We start from the raw sequence: 16,811 nt of genomic DNA on the forward strand, positions 1-16,811 counted from the left end.
CCGAAGGTCAAAATCCGACGCCGGGACCACCATTTTGGTTCCATGGATTTGATAACGAAATGATAACGGTCTCGCCCTTTGTCCATGTTTGGGATGCTTCTCGCAAGATCAGGCGAGTACGGTCTCGACTTGTCTCTTTACGCGGTCATGGTCTGCGCTTGTGGATTCATGACCAACGTGCGTACGGCCGTGCGGCCCTCACACCCTCACCTGGCCCCGCCGTACGCCTCGGTCTGAGAAGGAGCTAGATGAAAACCCGAGCAAAGCGCCTGGTCCTGCCGCTGGGTGGCGCCCTCGTCGCCTCAACGGTGATCGGCGCCTCGATGGCGGGGACGGCCGAGGCCGCCCCAGAGCGGAAGAGCAAGACGCTGGCGTCCGGTTCCGAGGCGAAGTCCATCGCGGGAAACTGGAACACGAAGAAGCTCAAGTCCGCCAAGAACTACCTTGAGGACTCCACCGCGGCGGGCAACCTGAAGTCCTCCTCCGACAAGGCGACCGCCGACGGCAAGCCCGGCGAGGTCGCCCCCACCGGCCAGGGCACCCGGTCCGCCGGCAAGTCGAAGAACGTGAACCTGCCCACCACGGTCGGTAAGGTGTTCTTCGAGGTGGACGGCAAGCCGTACTGGTGCTCCGGCTCCTCGATCCAGTCGAAGTACCGCAACCTCGTCGTGACCGCCGGCCACTGCGTGTACGACACCGACAAGAACAAGCCGGTGTCGAACTGGGTGTTCATCCCCGGCTACTACCAGGGCAAGGCGCCGTGGGGCATCTACGTCGGCGCGAAGGTCCACACGCACTACGACTTCGACGTCTACGAGGACTACGACAAGGACTACGCCTTCGTCAACGTCTACAACGGGATCAAGCAGACGGGCGAGAAGGAAGTCGTCAAGTCCGAGTACGACAAGCACAAGGGCTTCAAGTACACCGTCGACAAGGAGATCTCCGCCGACGAGTACGCGAAGGGCATCGACAAGTACGGCGTCAACGGCCCGTACTGGAAGGAACTGAGCAGCCCGACGGTCGAGACGGTCGGCAAGCCGGCCGACGCGGCCAAGTACCTTGAGGAGTACGTCAAGGACGGGCGCAACGGCATCAAGCTGTCGGCCGTCGAGGTCACCGAGGGCACCTACAAGGCGGCCCCGGACGGCCTGGACAACAACGCGAAGTACGTCCGCAAGACGGTGCGCACGCCGATCAGCCAGGAAGAGTACAAGGAGCTTCTCAAGCTCAAGGGCGACGGCAAGTTCCTCGGCAAGCTTGAGGCGACCAAGGACGGCAACGGCAACGAGATCGCCTGGTTCAAGACCCAGTTCTTCATCAAGAAGTGGGTCAAGACCACGGTGAAGGAGCACTACTACTACACGCGCTACTTCATCAAGATCTTCTCCGACGCCGGCCGCCTCGGCGACAACGTCGGCGGCCAGGGCTTCGCGTGGAACCAGAAGCTGTACAAGAAGGTCTTCGCCTTCGGCTACCCGACCGGGTCCCACCCCGACGGCAACAGGCCGTACACCGGGCAGACCATGAAGTGGTGCTACAACAAGACCTACCCGGCCCCGGCCGTCGGGAAGTACAAGGTCGAGGAGCAGATGGCGATCAAGTGCGCCTTCACTCCCGGTGCCAGCGGCGGCCCGCTCATCTGGCAGTACAAGAGCAGTAAGCGGACCGGTTACATCAATGGTGTGGTCAGCCTGACGCTCGACACCGACGGCAACAAGCGCTACGACAGGATCACCTCGCCGTACTTCGACGGCGACACCTACGGCATCTACAAGTACGCGGCCAACCTCTGGACGGGCAAGCTCGGCGGCTGAGCGAGACCGGAAGAACGCGTGATGTCAGGTCAGGGGGCCCGGTTCTACCGGGTCCCCTGGGCGCGGCTTCACGTGAACTCCGTCACTCCGATGCGGTATAGAGGGAGGCGGTAACCGGTGTTGCGTGCCGGTTGATGCGGCCCTTATACCCCTCCAGGCACACTCGATCAGGTAACAGAGCAGAACCAGATCCGGCCAGCGAGATGCCGCCTGTCTCGACGATCTGGAAAAATCTGCCGAAACAACACCTATCTCAGCACATGATGGCGGAAAGGCCAGGCACAGATGTCCCCCCGAACGCGGCGAATCGTGGCCGCACTCGGCGGTCTCGCGACCGCGGCGAGTGTGATCATTATGCCCGCGTTCACGACGGGTGCTCAAGCCGGGACGGCCGCGGCCTCCGGCGCCGCGGCTCTGGTGACGGTGCCGCTGGCGACGACGCCGAGCCAGGTGGCCGCGGTCGAGGAGTACTGGAAGCCCGACCGCCTCGCCAAGGCCGACGACTCCACGCCCAAGACCGCCGACCCCAAGCCGGCCGCGACGTCCTCCAGCCGTCCGGCGTCCGGGGGGCAGGTCGCCTCGCTCACGCCCGTGCGGGCCGCTGAGGACTCGAAGAGGAAGGTGCCCTGGACGGTGCAGCCCGCGCTGCCCACCAAGGGCGGCGGCACCGGCTCGGCGCCGCAGACGGTCGGCAAGGTGTTCTTCCGAACCGGCGGCAAGGAGTACTGGTGCTCGGCCACGTCGGTACGGGCGCAGAACCGCAGCCTGGTGGCCACCGCCGGCCACTGCGCCTTCGACGTGCGCTCCGGCAAGCCGGTCGAGTACTGGGTGTTCGTGCCGAACTACAAGCCGGGCTCCCAGCCCGACGGCATCTACGTCGGCCACACGCTGGCGATGCACAGCGACTTCCAGGGGTTGGCCGACTACGACTACGACTACGCGTTCATCGCCGTCCACCGGGGCTTCAGGTGGGAGGCGGTCAAGGACGCCAAGGGGCAGACGACGTACAAGAAGGTGAGCGTCGGGCTGCTGCAGGACAACGTGGGCGGGCAGGGCATCACGGCCGGGCGCGGCGCCACGGTGGCGGCCAGGGCGTTCGGGTTCCCGGCGGGGCCGCAGCCCGACGGCAGCCGGCCGTACAACGGGCACGAGCTGAAGACCTGCGCCGGCACCACCCGCAAGGTGAGCGCGCCGACGTACCAGGTCGAGAACGGGATCGCGATCAAGAACTGCGCCTTCACCGCCGGCGCGAGCGGCGGCCCGTGGCTGGTCGTCTACAACAGCGGGACCAGGCTCGGCTTCCTGAACGGCATCAACAGCCTGAGCTGGAACCGCAAGGCCGACGGCAAGAACGACGAGATCTCCTCGTCCTACTTCGGCGCGGCCGTCCAGGTGATCTACAACCGCGCCCAGAGCGTGGCCATCCCGTAAGACTTTTGCGACGTTCGTCCGATACGTACTTCTATGGGGCCCTGGCGGTTTCGCCGGGGCCTCAGCCGTTCGGGCGCGTTAGACGTGGCTCGGCCCGGATCGGTGCCATCGAACCTATGTGATCTGCGTCACATAGGGCCTGTTACGCAGCGTATCGTGACACTCACACCACATCGGTCACACCCACACCACGCTAAACGTGATCTGCGGAAACTGCGCCAATCTGGATCGATGCCGCCACACCCGCAACCCCGCTTTAAACATCACGGAATGGTCACGGCGCCCGAGGGTGGATCTTTCCCTCCGAATCAGCTTCCGATCCTCAAGATCGCCACTGTATGTTTCTGGCTATCCCTTTACTGACGCATGGGACGCAAGAGGCGTTCCACGACAGCGCAAGGAGTCACCTTGAAGCGCATCCTCATCCCGGCCAGTGGCGCCGTTCTGGCCACTGGTCTGCTCGCTGCTGGTCTGGCCACCACCGCTCAGGCCGCTCCCGACTGGAGCACCGACCCGCTGGCGGGCGCGGGCGCTCCGGCCTACTCCGTCGCCAAGTTCTGGCTCGACGCCAACGGCGCTGCGCTGAAGAAGGCGAAGGAGTACCAGTGGGACGCCAAGGAGGTCACGAAGCTGGTCTCCGGTGGCGGCTATAGCCCCGACGGCAAGCCGGGCCTCACCGCCCCGATCGGCCAGGAGAAGGTCACCCCGACCAAGGTCAAGAACATCAACCTGCCGAAGACCATCGGCAAGGTGTTCTTCGTCGACACCAAGGGCAACCTGAACTGGTGCTCCGCCACCTCGATCCAGTCGAAGTACCGCAACCTGGTTGCGACCGCTGGCCACTGCGTCTACGACGTTGCTGGCAACGGTGACGTCCTCAAGCACTGGGTCTTCGTCCCGGGCTACTACCAGGGCAAGGCTCCTTGGGGCGTCTACGTGGGTAAGCAGGCCTTCACCCACTACGACTTCGACAACTACGAGGACTGGGACCGCGACTACGCGTTCGTCACCGTCTACAACGGCATCTCCATCGCCGGCGAGAAGCAGGTGACGAAGAGCGAGTACGACGGGTACAAGGGCGACAAGTACATCGAGTCCAAGCCCATCACCAAGGAGGAGTACGAGGCCGGCGTCGACAAGTACGGCCCGTACGGTCCCTTCTGGAAGAAGCCGTCCGACCCCAACGTCGCGACGGTTGCCAAGCCGGCCGACGCCGACAAGAACGTCGAGAAGTACATCTCCGAGGGCATCAACGGTGTGAAGCTCACCTCCGTTGAGGTCACCGAGTCGGTGTACAACGCCGCTCCGAGCGGCCTGGACAACAACGCCAAGTTCGAGCGTCTGTCCGAGGCTTACGCGATCAGCCAGGAGGAGTACAAGAAGCTCCTGGCCGAGAAGGCGGACGGCAAGTTCCTCGGCAAGGTGTGGGCCGAGAAGGACAAGAACGGCAACGAGATCTCCTGGCACGCCCAGCGCTTCTTCGTGAAGAAGTGGGTCAAGACCAGCGTTGTCGAGCTGTACTTCGTCGACCAGTACTTCATCCAGTTCGTGGCGGACAAGGGCCGTCTCGGCGACAACGTCGGTGGCCAGGGCTTCGCCTGGAACCAGAAGACCGGCCAGCCGGTCTTCGTGTTCGGCTACCCGGCCGCGCCCCACGCGGACGGCAACAAGCCGTACACCGGTGTCACGCCGAAGTGGTGCTACAGCGCCAAGCCGAGCGGCAAGGTCTACACCGCCGCTGCGTACAAGGTCGAGGAGCACGTTGCGATCAAGTGCGCGATGACCGGGGGCGCCGACGGTGGCCCGTGGCTCATCAAGTACAACAACAACAAGCGTCTCGGCTACGTCAACGGCGTGACCAGCCTGTTCGGCGACCAGGACCAGAACGGCCGCGTCGACGCGATCTCCTCCGCCTACTTCGACGGTGAGACCGCTGCGATCTACGCCAAGGCCGCCAACGTGTGGTCCGGCAAGATCGTCGGCCCCAAGGGCGAGATCCTCAAGTAAGACCGAGGATTGACGAGGACGAGGGTCCAAACCTCTGACTCGACAGCTTCACCACAAGGCCCGGCTTCGGCCGGGCCTTGTGCCTTTTCTGGCGCGATTTCCCGACGTCACCCCAGGTCCGTGCCAGGTTTACCGACCGCCGGTCACGATCACGTAACGGTAGATCTTTTTTGATCGTTGACCTTTCAGCGTGCGGATCACCTCGGTATGGTCCTGAGCATCCCTTTTCTGACGCGTGGGACGCATGAGGCGTCCGCGACAGCGCAAGGAGCTCCCCCTTGAAGACCCCAGCAAAGCGCTTGGCCCTCCCCTTCGCCGGCGCCCTGGTCACCAGTAGCCTGATCGGCGCGTCCTTCGCGGGGTCCGCTCAGGCCGCCCCCGACTGGTCCAGCGACCCCCTGACGAACAAGCGTCCCGAGGCGTACGCCGTCGCGAACTTCTGGCTCGACGCCAACGGTGCGGCGCTGAAGAAGGCGAGCCAGTACAACTGGGACGCCAAGGACGTCACCAAGCTGGTACGCGGCAGCGGCGACGCGGCCGACGGCAAGCCCGGCACCGTAGCCCCGATCGGCGGCCAGAGCGGCCCCGCGGCCAAGGTGAAGAACATCAACCTGCCGAAGACCATCGGCAAGGTCTTCTTCGTCACCAGCAAGGGCGAGTACCGCTGGTGCTCGGCCACCTCCATCCAGGCTCGCTACCGCAACCTGGTCGCCACGGCCGGCCACTGCGTCTACGACATCGACGGCAACGAAGACGTCATGCGCAACTGGGTCTTCGTCCCCGGCTACTACCAGGGCAAGGCCCCCTGGGGCATCTACGTCGGCCAGACCGCCTTCACCCACTACGACCTGGCCACGTACGAGGACTTCGACCGCGACTACGCGTTCGTCGCCGTGTACAACGGCGTCCAGTTCGCGGGCAAGAAGGAGGTCGTCAAGAGCGAGTTCAACGCGTGGGCCGGCGGCAAGTGGATCGAGTCCGAGCCGATCGACGCCAAGGAGTACGCCGAGGGGCTCGACAAGTACGGCGTCGAGGGCCCGTACTGGAAGAAGCTCTCCGACCCGGACGTGCAGACCGTCGGCAAGCCCGCCGACGCGGACAAGCACATCGAGGAGTACATCGCGACCGGCCGCAACGGCGTGAAGCTGACCGCGGTCGAGGTCAGCGAGGGCGTCTACAACAAGGCGCCGAAGGGCTTGGACAACAACGCCAAGTTCGAGCGCAAGTCCGGCGCCGTCGTCGCGATCAGCCTTGAGGAGTACCGGGAGCTGGCCAAGGCCAAGGCCGACGGGAACTTCCTGGGCACGCTCACCGCGACCAAGGACAAGAACGGCAACGAGATCGCCTGGTACAAGAGCCAGTTCTACATCAAGAAGTGGGTCAAGACCTCCGTCAAGGAGCTGTACTTCCGCGACCACTACTTCATCGGCCTGGCCAAGGACGTGGGCCGGCTCGGTGACGTAGTCGGCGGCCAGGGGGTCGCGTGGAACCAGCCGGTGAGCCAGAAGGTGTACGCCTTCGGGTATCCGGCCGACGCGCACCCCGACGGGGACAAGCCGTTCACCGGGCTCACGCCGAAGTGGTGCTACGGCAAGACCGCGGCGAAGACGTACACGGTGGACGCGTACAAGGTGGCCAACCACATCGCGCTGAAGTGCTCGATGACCGGTGGCGCCGATGGTGCGCCGTGGCTGATCAAGTACAACAACGGCAAGCGTCTCGGCTACGTCAACGGTGTGACGAGCCTGTTCCACGACCAGGACGCCAACGACCGCGTGGACTACAACAGCTCGCCGTACTTCGACGGTGAGACCGCCGGGGTCTACAACCAGGCGCAGGGCACGCTCAACGCGAAGATCGTCAGCCCCAAGGGTGAGTTGCTCAAGTAGGACGACAGTACGTCCGATGCGGGACCCGGCGGGCGGACGCCGGGTCCCGTCGGTCGTTTCGGGGCCGTCTCAGAGGCGGCTCAGGCGGGAGTGAGTTCGTGCGTGCGCTCGTTCAGCGCGCGTACGGCAGGGTGGCCGCTGTGCGGGCTGAGGCGTTTGCGGAGATCGGTCATGTAGGTGCGGGTACGGGCGGACTTGAGGGTGCCGGCGAGGTTCAGGGCCTCGCCCGCGACCGCGCACGCCTCCTCGACCTCGCCGCTCTGCACCAGGCCCGCGGCGAGCAGGCTGAGGTTGAACATCCGCCCGCGTACGTAGCGGTCGTCCATGCGCAGCGAGCGGCGCGCGTGGTGCACGGTCTGGCGGCCGTCGCCGAGATCGCGGAAGCAGTGGGCGAACTTGGCCGACAGGTACGCCTCGTCGAAGTAGGCGATCCATTCGGGTTCGTCCTGCGGGCGGCGCCGGTCGAAGGCGAGCTCCGACCGGTGCAGCGCCTCGGCGCACGCCTTGCGCTCGCCCAGCGCCGCCAGGGCGTGGGCCTCCAGGACGTACGTCTCGGCCAGCAGGCTGTGCACGCCCGCGGAGCGAGCGGAGAGCTGGGCCGCGCGGGCCAGATCGAGAGCGTGCGCGGGCTGGCCGATATAGGTCGCCTGGTGACTCATACCCGCCAGAATTTCGCCCCCCAGACCGTGGTCGCCGGCGCCGCGGGCCAGGCGCAGCGCCTGGATCAGGTAGCGCTGGGCCAGGCCGTGGTGCTCCAGGTCGTAGGCCATCCAGCCGGCCAGCCGAGTCAGCTCGGCGGTCGCGGCGGCCAGCTTGCGGCCGATGGCCTCGCCGTACAGGCCGTCGCGCAGCAGCGGCGTGACGGCGGTGTCGAGGTACTTCACCACCGCCGTGCGGACCCGGCCGCCGCCGAAGCGGTTGTCGAGCTCGCCGAAGGACCGGGTCACCTCGCGGATGGCCGCGATGTCGGCGCTGCCGACGGTACGCGTGCCCTGCCCGCTCGGACGGCCTTCGGGCGGCAGGGTCAGCCATCTGACGGCTCCGGCGGAGCCTGCCCCGATGGCGTACGTGGAATCGAGGAGAAACCGCCTCCTCTCCATGTCCGCTCGCCATAACGCGGTCACGGTAGCCACCCCATCTTCCCAGTTGTGCGGAAATTCCTGGCCGAGATCCAGAGGGGTTGAGACCGTCGGCATACCAATGTCCTCGGCGCTGACCGCGCGGCCGAGGCGCAGCGCGAGGATCTCTGCGATCAGACCCGGAACCGGGTCCCGTGGGCGCTGGCCACCGATCCAGCGCAGCACGGAGCTGTGGTCGTACCTGAGACCGGCGAGCCCCCGGGCGGCCCCCACCTCGTTCAACCGGCGTGCCAGGCCCTTGTGGGAGAAACCTGACTCGGTGATGAGTTGCTGGAGCAACCGGTTGGGCTGCCGTTCCATCGCTCTCCTCCCCCGTCAGGACGGGCGCTCGCCTACCCTGACACCTCCCCCGCACACATCCGCACGCGGCGATCTCGCTGCCGCAGTAACGGAGAGTTCTTGTTATAGCACTATTAGTAGCTGATTTCTGGGGTTCCGAAAAGTGGGGGTAACCAAACAATCCACAGCGGGCCAGGACAGCACACCGCCCCCCGGCGCAGATCTGGTGAGATCACGCCGAGGGGCGGCGAAACGAGCGCTACGGGTCAGATCCGGGCCACGCCGTCCTGCCTCGCCTGGGCCGACACGGCGGCGATGACCGCCGGGGCGACCCGCTCGTCGAACGGGCTCGGGATCACGTAGTCCTCGCGCACGTCGTCACCGACCACGGCCGCGAGCGCGTCGGCCGCCGCGACCTTCATGTTCTCGGTGATCGTGCGGGCCCGGACGTCCAGGGCGCCGCGGAAGACGCCGGGGAACGCCAGCACGTTGTTGATCTGGTTGGGGAAGTCGGAGCGGCCCGTGGCCACGACCCTGGCGTGCTCGCGCGCGGCGTCGGGGTGCACCTCGGGCGTGGGGTTGGACAGCGCGAACACGATGGCGTCGCCGGCCATCGACGCCAGCGCCTCCTGGGTGAGCGTGGAGCCCGACAGGCCGATGAACACATCGGCGCCCGCCAGGGCCTCCTCGGTGGAGCCGGTGAACCCGGACCGGTTGGTCTCGGCGGCCAGGGCGCGCTTGACCGGGTTCAGGTCCTCGCGCCCGCCGTGGATCATGCCCTTGGAGTCGGACACCGCGATGTCGCCGATGCCCGCGTTGAGCAGGATGCGGGTGACCGCCACCCCCGACGCGCCCGCGCCGGCCACCACCGCGCGCAAATCGCCCAGGGAGCGCCCGGTGAGGCGGGCGGCGTTCCGCAGCGCCGCGAGCACCACGATCGCGGTGCCGTGCTGGTCGTCGTGGAAGACCGGGATGGACAGCCGCTCGCGCAGCCGGTCCTCGACCTCGAAGCAGCGCGGCGCGCTGATGTCCTCCAGGTTGATGCCGCCGAACGACGGCGCCAGCCGAACGACGGTCTCCACCAGCTCGTCCACGTCGGTGCAGTCGAGGCAGATGGGGACGGCGTCCACGTTGGCGAACTGCTTGAACAGCAGCGCCTTGCCCTCCATGACCGGCATCGCCGCGGCCGGGCCGATGTCGCCCAGCCCGAGCACGGCGGTGCCGTCGGAGACCACGGCGACCACGTTGGACACCCAGGTGTAGTCGTTGACCAGCTCCGGCGAGTCGGCGATGGCCGTGCAGACCCGCGCCACACCCGGGGTGTAGGCGAGGGACAGATCATCGGCGTCGCGCACCGGAACGGTGGAGCGGACCTCCAGCTTCCCGCCGCGGTGCAGCGCGAACGCGGGATCGAGGTCGAGGCTGTCGAGCGAAGCGGTAGCGGATTTCGGCACGGACGATGGCGTGGCTGCCACAGCGACCCCTGTAGTCAGACGGACGGTTCCTTCGGTAGACGCCGCACGGCGAAAAGGCCCGGCTTCGGTAGCCGCCAGGGTCCCCTCGCCACAGACGGTCGTCTCTTGAGGGGGTACGGGGGTCACCCGTCCCTGGATTCTGCCACACGCGCGCTGTGTTCATTTGCCGGTGCTCCGCACGGGCGGGCTTGGGCTGGCTGTGCTCATGGCCCGTGCTCCGCACGGGCGGGCTTGGGCGCCCTGCAGGGTCGCGTCTTCCCTCGTCGCTCCGGTCGCTTCGCTCCCTGCGCTCCTCCTCCAGACACGACCCGCGCCCAAGCCACCACTACCCACTCGCGAGGCGGCACTGCCCGCTGCCCGCGGCCCCCTGTGCTCGGAGCCCGCCACAGCCCGTCCGGTGAGTCAAGGCCGGCGACCGGGCGCGCGATGGCGCGGGATGAGGGCCCCAAGGGCGGGCCATGGTCGCCTTTGCCGGATGTGAAGGGAGTTGCGCCTGCGGCGGCTGACAACCATTACCTGACACATGGTCAAATCCGCAGTGGGTGATGCCTGAAATGTCCTCTAAACTGCCCGTTAAGAGCCCGATCGACTGAGGAGGCCTCGATGGCGCTCTGGTTCTCGCGGCGCACTATCGTCACTCACCGCGATCATATCAGTACTATACGTCATGTCGCGGTCGTCGCGGTGGCGGGGCTGCTGCTGGCCGGTTGCGGCTCCGGGGGCGGGGGGTCGGCCCCGGCGACCGCCACGGCGCCGGGCGGGGTGGCGCTGGTCGCGCCGGGCAAGATCACGACCTGTACCAACGTGCCGTACGAGCCGTTCCAGTTCCGGCAGGGCGACAAGACCGTGGGGTTCGACGTGGACATCGTCGATCTGGTCGCCAAGAAGCTGGGCGTGCGGCAGGAGATCATCGACATCGACTTCGCGGCGATCAAGAGCGGGGCGGCGCTGAACTCCGGGCGGTGCGACCTGGCCGCGGCGGGGATGACGATCACGCCCGACCGGGAGAAGAACCTGGCGTTCTCGGTGCCGTACTTCGACGCCACGCAGGCGCTGATGGCGCCCAAGGGCAGCGGGATCACCTCGCTCGACGACGTGAAGGCCAAGGGGCTCCGGCTGGGCGCGCAGGCGTCCACGACCGGGCTGGACTACGTGAAGGGCAGGGGGCTCGACCCGGTGGAGTTCGCCGACTCGCCCAAGGAGCTGCTCGGGCTGCAGACGGGGCAGGTCGACGTGATCGTGCAGGACCTGCCGGTGGTGCTGACCTGGCTGAAGAAGCCCGAGGTGGCGGCGAAGTTCGAGATGGTGGCCACGCTCGACACCGGTGAGCAGTACGGCATCGGGATGAAGAAGGGCAACACGGCGCTGAAGAAGGTCGTGGACGAGACGATCGAGCAGGCGAAGGCCGACGGCACGTACACGCAGATCTACAAGAAGTGGTTCGGCACCGAGCCGACCCCGGCCCCCACGCCCGCGGCGTCGTAGCGCGATGAACGGCGAGCCTTCCACGGCCCTCCCCCGTACGGGAGGGCTCAGCCCGCGCAGGAGACGGCAGATCAGCCGGCTGGTCCAGTACGTCCTGCTGGTCGCCATCGTGGTCGTGGTGGCGCTGCTGGCCGACTGGGCGGCCATCCAGCGGTCGTTCCTCAACCTCGACGTGGCCCGCGAGGGGCTGCCGGAGCTGTTCACGGTGGCGCTGCGGAACACGGTCATCTACACCGCCTGCGGCTACGCGGTCGGGTTCGTGCTGGGGCTCGGGCTCGCGCTGATGCGGCTGTCGCCGGTCGGCCCGTACCGGTGGATCGCCACGGTGTACATCGAGGTGTTCCGGGGGCTGCCCGCGCTGGTCATCTTCCTGATGATCGGCAGCCTGCCGCTGGCGTTCCCCGACCTGGTGTTCCCCTTCGGCGTGTACGGCATGGCCACCGCGGGCCTCGGCCTGGTGTCGGCGGCGTACATGGCCGAGTCGTTCCGGGCCGGGGTGCAGGCGGTGCCCAAGGGGCAGATGGAGGCGGCGCGGTCGCTGGGCATGCCGCACATGCGGGCGATGACGTCGATCATCCTGCCGCAGGCGATCAGGATCGTGATCCCGCCGCTGACCAACGAGCTGGTGCTGCTGCTGAAGGACTCCTCGCTGGTGCTGTTCTTCGGGGTGACCTCGGGCCAGGTGGAGCTGGCCAAGTTCGGCAACGACCAGGCGTCCACGTTCGCCAATCCGACGCCGATCGTGGCGACGGGCCTGGTCTACCTGCTGCTGACGATCCCGCTCGGCTACCTCGCGCGCCGGCTGGAGGCGCGGAAGGGGGGTCACCGGCCATGAGCTCGGTGGAGATCAGGAACCTGCGCAAGTCGTTCGGCACCCTGGAGGTGCTGCGCGGCATCGACCTGACCGTGGACGCCGGGCAGGTGGTGTGCGTGATCGGGCCCTCCGGCTCGGGCAAGTCCACGCTGCTGCGCTGCGTGAACCTGCTGGAGCAGCCGACCTCGGGCCAGGTGTTCGTGGACGGCGTGGAGCTCACCGACCCCGACGTGGACATCGACGCGGCCCGGCGGCGGCTCGGCATGGTGTTCCAGCAGTTCAACCTGTTCCCGCACCTGACCGTGCTGCGCAACGTCACGATCGCCCAGCAGCGGGTGCTCGGGCGCGGGCGGGCCGAGGCCGAGCGGATCGCCAGGGAGGACCTGGAGCGGGTGGGGCTGGCCGACAAGGCCGGCGCCTACCCGGGGCAGCTCTCCGGCGGCCAGCAGCAGCGCGTGGCCATCGCGCGGGCGCTGGCGATGAACCCGTCGCTGATGCTGTTCGACGAGCCCACCTCGGCGCTCGATCCCGAGCTGGTGGGCGACGTGCTGACGGTGATGCGCAAGCTGGCCGAGGACGGCATGACCATGCTGGTCGTCACGCACGAGATGGCCTTCGCGCGCGAGGTCGCCGACCGGGTGGTGTTCATGGACCAGGGCGTGATCGTGGAGGAGGGCCCGCCCGGACAGGTGATCGGCTCGCCCCGCCAGGAGCGCACGCAGACCTTTCTCCGCCGCGTGCTGAACCCCACCCACGTAGACTGACGGCACGGTAACAACTGACGGTGCGCCCGAACCGCGCCTATTGCGAAGCAGTCGCAAAGGAACAGAGTGGATCTGACGTCGTACGCCGTGCTGGCGGTGCTCCTCATCAACTCCCCCGAGCGCCTGGAGAGCCTTGAGGGGGCCGGAGAGCTGTTGCGCGAGTCCGGGCACTCGGCCCCCCAGCAGCGGGTCACCAGGGCCGATGTGGAGGCGCTGCGCGACCTGCGCGGCGACCTGGTGGCCATCTTCGAGTCGGCCACGGCCGGCGACGAGCACGACGTGGTGGAGCGGATCAACGCGCTGCTGGTGCGCCACCCGGTGCACCCGCAGATCACCGGGCACGACGGCAGCCCCTGGCACCTGCACCTGACCGAGGGCGGCCGGGTGGCCGACCAGTTCGCGGTGGGGGCGGTGATGGGGCTGGCGGCCCTGGTGACCGGGCTGGGGGTGAACCGGCTGGGGCTGTGCCAGGCGGCGCCGTGCCGGCGGGCGTACCTGGACACCTCCTCCAACCGGTCGCGGCGCTACTGCTCCGACCGGTGCGCCAGCCGCGCCAACGTCGCGGCGTACCGGGCCCGCAAGCGCGGCGTGACGGTCGGCTAGCTCGGCTGTGCCCGGCGCCGGCGCAGCGGCCAGTAGCGCAGCACGACCCGGCCCACCAGGTGGTCGTCCGGGAGCGCGCCGAAGTCCCAGCTGTCGCGGCGGCCGGAGGCGCGCTGGTTGTCGCTCTCCAGCCACCACCCCTCGTCCGTACGCCACGCCGCGCGCTTGACGATCAGCCGCGGCGGGCCCGGGGCGGTGTCTCCGGGAAGGCGCGCGACCACCACGTCGCCCGGACGCACGCAGGCGCCTCGGCGGACGAGAAGCCAGTCTCCCGGCCGCAGCGCGGGCAGCATGGAATCCCCTTCGACACGGACTCTCACGACGGCGGGCCCCCTCCAGCACCAGTGGTTCAGTACGAGTAAGGTCGGTAACCGGACCATGCTGTAATTCAGCATCAAGGAAGGATTTCCGATGCTCGCACGACTGCTGCGACCCAAGCACGCGGTGTCCGCTCACTGCGACCTGCCGTGCGGGGTCTACGACCCGGCGCAGGCCCGCATCGAGGCGGAGTCGGTGAAGGCCATCATGGAGAAGTACGCGGGCAACGAGGACCCGGTGTTCCGGGCGCGTGCGGTTACCATCAAGGAGGAGCGGGCCGAGCTGGTCAAGCACCACCTGTGGGTGCTGTGGACCGACTACTTCAAGCCCCCGCACCTTGAGAAGTACCCGCAGCTCCACCAGCTCTTCTGGGACGCCACGAAGCTGGCCGGGGCCGCCGGGGCCAAGGGCACGGTCGACGTCTCCAAGGCCGACGAGCTGCTGGCCAAGATCGACGAGATTTCGAAGATCTTCTGGGAGACCAAGGCCGCCTGATGACGGCATCACAGGCCCCGTGTGGTGACAACTCACACGGGGCCTGACCATTTTCTCCATGATCGCGAGTCTGACGACGCCAATTGGGCCCCGGGGGCTGTAGGTTGCAGTCAACGGCAATGCGCGGCCGAGGAGATGCGGAGGCGTGAGGAGGAACGTGACCGAGGAAACCGAGACGCGTACGGAGGGGATGGCCGGCATTCGCGATGTGGTCAGCGTGCGGCTGCCCGCCGCGAGCGCCTACCTGTCCGTGCTGCGTACGGCCACCGCCGGGCTGGCGGCCCGGCTGGATTTCACGCTCGACGAGATCGAGGATCTGCGGATCGCGGTCGACGAGGCGTGTGCCATGCTGCTCGGCCAGGCCGTGCCGGGGACCGACCTCACGGCCGAGTTCGAGCTGACCGGGCAGGAGATGCAGGTACGGGTGGAGGTCAACACGGTGGGCAGCACGGCGCCCAAGCGCGATGACTTCGCCTGGATGGTCCTCACCGCCCTGGCCGACGACGTGGACGCGGTGACCGATTCCCCCGACCGCATGGCCATCGTGTTGCGCAAGCGCCGAGGCGCGGCGAGGCCGGCGTGACGGAAAGGACTCGTGCCATGGCCGCCAGTGACGACGCGGTGCCCGACCGGGTGCGCGCGCGCACGCTCTTCGCGGAACTGGCGGAGTTGGCCCCGGACGACTCTCGACGCCAGCGGATTCGGGACGAGCTCGTCGAGCTGCACCTGCCGCTGGTGGAGTACCTCGCCCGGCGGTTCCGCAACAGGGGCGAATGGCTCGACGACCTGACCCAGGTGGCGACGATCGGCCTGATCAAGTCGATCGACCGCTTCGACCTGGACCGGGGCGTCGAGTTCTCCACGTACGCGACGCCGACGATCGTCGGCGAGATCAAACGCCACTTCCGCGACAAGGGCTGGGCGGTGCGCGTGCCGCGCCGGCTCCAGGAGCTGAAGCTGTCGCTGACCAAGGCGATCAGCGAGCTGTCGCAGCGCGAGGGCCGCGCGCCCACGGTCGCGGAGCTGGCCGGGCATCTGCAGATGAGCGAGGAGGAGGTGCTCGAAGGGCTGGAGTCGGCCAACGCCTACTCCACGGTCTCCCTCGACGCCCCCGACTCCGGCGACGACGACGCACCCGCGGTGGCCGACTCGCTCGGCATCGTCGACGACTCCCTTGAGGGCGTCGAGTACCGCGAGTCGCTCAAGCCGCTGCTCGAACGCCTGCCGCCACGCGAGAAACGCATCCTGCTGCTGCGCTTCTTCGGCAACATGACCCAGTCGCAGATCGCCACGGAGCTCGGCATCTCACAGATGCACGTCTCCAGGCTGCTGGCCCGCACCCTGGCCCAGCTCCGAGAGGGCCTGACCGCCGAAGATTGAGCTGTGCTTATGGCGATTGCTTCGCAATACGCGGGCTTGGGCGCCCTTCAGGGCCGCGTCTTCCCTCGTCGCTCCGGTCGCTGCGCTCCCTGCGCTCCTCCTCCAGACACGACCCGCGCCCAAGCCACCACTAGCCCCTTACCGCACCCTTTTGTGAAACCCGCCCACCCGCGTAAGGCGCCCCGTAGGGGCGTTCCATGGCCCGTGCCCCGCGCGTACAGGCTGTGCCCATGGCCCATGCTCCGCGCGGGCAGGGCCTGGGCACCAGGCCGGAGGCTGCGCCCGTGCGGGCTCGGGCACGCCGCAGGGGCGCCTCTTCCCTTGTCACTCCGCACACGACCCGCGCCCGAGCCGACCACCACCCCGTCACCGCGGCTTGATTCCGGAAGCCGCACACCCGCGCAGGGCGTACCGCGGGGCCGGGCTGGGGGGCGCGCTTGGCCGGCCCCTAGGAGGGGTGGTGGGCGTCGTCGCCGTACAGGGCGCGGGTGGTCGGTGGGGACAGTAGGGCGGCCAGGCCGGTCAGGGCGGCGATGATCAGGGGGATGCCCATCTCGGGGTGGGCCGACTGGATCAGGGTGATCGAGACCGGGATCAGGAAGATCTGCGCCAGGACCCCCGGGGAGCGGCTCCAGCGTTCGGCGGTGAAGGCGCCGTAGGCCACCCACAGCAGGCCGGCGCCGGCCAGGAGGCCGAAGGCGGCCACGGCGATCGAGGTGGTGACGTCCTCGGGGGCGCCGACGACGGTCTGCACCCCGACGTATCCCCCAAGCAGCACGGCGATGAGGCCCTCCAGGGCCAGCACGACCGCCGCGATCACCAGGCTCATCGGACGAGTAGGCACATCCGCTGAGCCTACCCGGCCACATCGTCCCCCTCCTCCGCGCCCGGGTCTCGCGTCCCGCGGATACGCTG

General features: G+C 67.8%; 15 protein-coding genes. 11 read left to right on the plus strand and 4 right to left on the minus strand.

The annotated features are described in order from the left end of the window. Positions 1-248: 248 nt before the first annotated feature. The 4 genes from HNP84_RS11845 (at position 249) to HNP84_RS11860 (ending at position 7,144) form a co-directional block, all read left to right on the plus strand. Positions 249-1,817 carry a trypsin-like serine peptidase gene (locus HNP84_RS11845; protein ID WP_185049660.1) on the plus strand — a complete coding sequence of 523 codons (1,569 nt, stop codon included), beginning with the start codon at positions 249-251 and terminating at the stop codon, positions 1,815-1,817. A gap of 354 nt (positions 1,818-2,171) precedes the next feature. After that, the gene (locus HNP84_RS11850; protein WP_185049661.1) at positions 2,172-3,248 is read left to right on the plus strand and encodes a trypsin-like serine peptidase; all 1,077 of its coding nucleotides are present in this window, start codon (positions 2,172-2,174) and stop codon (positions 3,246-3,248) included. Between the two features lie 408 nt (positions 3,249-3,656). After that, positions 3,657-5,255, plus strand: a complete 1,599-nt coding sequence (locus HNP84_RS11855) for a trypsin-like serine peptidase (protein WP_185049662.1) — start codon at positions 3,657-3,659, stop codon at positions 5,253-5,255. 278 nt (positions 5,256-5,533) lie between these two features. Then, positions 5,534-7,144 carry a trypsin-like serine peptidase gene (locus HNP84_RS11860; protein ID WP_246518031.1) on the plus strand — a complete coding sequence of 537 codons (1,611 nt, stop codon included), beginning with the start codon at positions 5,534-5,536 and terminating at the stop codon, positions 7,142-7,144. Positions 7,145-7,224: 80 nt separating this feature from the next. Here HNP84_RS11860 and HNP84_RS11865 read toward each other — a convergent pair whose 3' ends face one another. Together HNP84_RS11865 and HNP84_RS11870 are read right to left on the minus strand one after the other, a co-directional pair. Then, complete coding sequence (locus tag HNP84_RS11865) at positions 7,225-8,583, minus strand: NsdA family TPR-like regulatory protein (protein WP_185049663.1); 1,359 nt, start codon at positions 8,581-8,583, stop codon at positions 7,225-7,227. A gap of 245 nt (positions 8,584-8,828) precedes the next feature. Next, on the minus strand, positions 8,829-10,037 hold the full coding sequence (locus HNP84_RS11870) for an NAD(P)-dependent malic enzyme (RefSeq protein WP_185049664.1): 1,209 nt from the start codon (positions 10,035-10,037) through the stop codon (positions 8,829-8,831). A gap of 684 nt (positions 10,038-10,721) precedes the next feature. On the opposite strand from HNP84_RS11870, the gene HNP84_RS11875 reads away from it, so the two are divergent. The 4 genes from HNP84_RS11875 (at position 10,722) to HNP84_RS11890 (ending at position 13,703) form a co-directional block, all read left to right on the plus strand. Next, positions 10,722-11,522, plus strand: coding sequence for an ABC transporter substrate-binding protein (locus tag HNP84_RS11875; protein ID WP_312924484.1), 801 nt, complete (start codon positions 10,722-10,724; stop codon positions 11,520-11,522). A 4-nt stretch (positions 11,523-11,526) separates the two neighbouring features. Next, positions 11,527-12,357 (plus strand): amino acid ABC transporter permease, encoded by an 831-nt coding sequence (locus HNP84_RS11880; RefSeq protein WP_185049666.1) that lies wholly within the window; start codon positions 11,527-11,529, stop codon positions 12,355-12,357. Next, positions 12,354-13,100: an amino acid ABC transporter ATP-binding protein gene (locus HNP84_RS11885; RefSeq protein ID WP_185049667.1), complete on the plus strand. Its 747-nt coding sequence runs from the start codon at positions 12,354-12,356 to the stop codon at positions 13,098-13,100. The genes HNP84_RS11880 and HNP84_RS11885 overlap by 4 nt, the downstream gene beginning before the upstream one ends. 66 nt (positions 13,101-13,166) lie before the next feature. Continuing rightward, the gene (locus HNP84_RS11890) at positions 13,167-13,703 is read left to right on the plus strand and encodes a CGNR zinc finger domain-containing protein (protein WP_312924487.1); all 537 of its coding nucleotides are present in this window, start codon (positions 13,167-13,169) and stop codon (positions 13,701-13,703) included. On the opposite strand, the gene HNP84_RS11895 is transcribed toward HNP84_RS11890, so the two are convergent. Continuing rightward, positions 13,700-14,098, minus strand: coding sequence for a S24 family peptidase (locus HNP84_RS11895; RefSeq protein ID WP_312924489.1), 399 nt, complete (start codon positions 14,096-14,098; stop codon positions 13,700-13,702). The two genes, HNP84_RS11890 and HNP84_RS11895, sit on opposite strands and share 4 nt — an antisense overlap. A 16-nt stretch (positions 14,099-14,114) precedes the next feature. Here HNP84_RS11895 and sodN point away from each other — a divergent pair, with 16 nt between their 5' ends. The 3 genes from sodN (at position 14,115) to HNP84_RS11910 (ending at position 15,896) form a co-directional block, all read left to right on the plus strand. Then, on the plus strand, positions 14,115-14,516 hold the full coding sequence (gene sodN / locus HNP84_RS11900; RefSeq protein WP_185049668.1) for a superoxide dismutase, Ni: 402 nt from the start codon (positions 14,115-14,117) through the stop codon (positions 14,514-14,516). A gap of 157 nt (positions 14,517-14,673) precedes the next feature. Further along, complete coding sequence (locus HNP84_RS11905) at positions 14,674-15,099, plus strand: ATP-binding protein (protein ID WP_376771862.1); 426 nt, start codon at positions 14,674-14,676, stop codon at positions 15,097-15,099. Positions 15,100-15,116: 17 nt separating this feature from the next. Beyond that, positions 15,117-15,896 carry an RNA polymerase sigma factor SigF gene (locus tag HNP84_RS11910; protein ID WP_221336123.1) on the plus strand — a complete coding sequence of 260 codons (780 nt, stop codon included), beginning with the start codon at positions 15,117-15,119 and terminating at the stop codon, positions 15,894-15,896. 448 nt (positions 15,897-16,344) lie between these two features. Here HNP84_RS11910 and HNP84_RS11915 read toward each other — a convergent pair whose 3' ends face one another. Then, positions 16,345-16,740, minus strand: coding sequence for a hypothetical protein (locus HNP84_RS11915; protein WP_312924493.1), 396 nt, complete (start codon positions 16,738-16,740; stop codon positions 16,345-16,347). Positions 16,741-16,811: the final 71 nt, after the last annotated feature.

The organism is Thermocatellispora tengchongensis (assembly GCF_014202315.1).
GTDB classification, from domain to species: domain Bacteria; phylum Actinomycetota; class Actinomycetes; order Streptosporangiales; family Streptosporangiaceae; genus Thermocatellispora; species Thermocatellispora tengchongensis.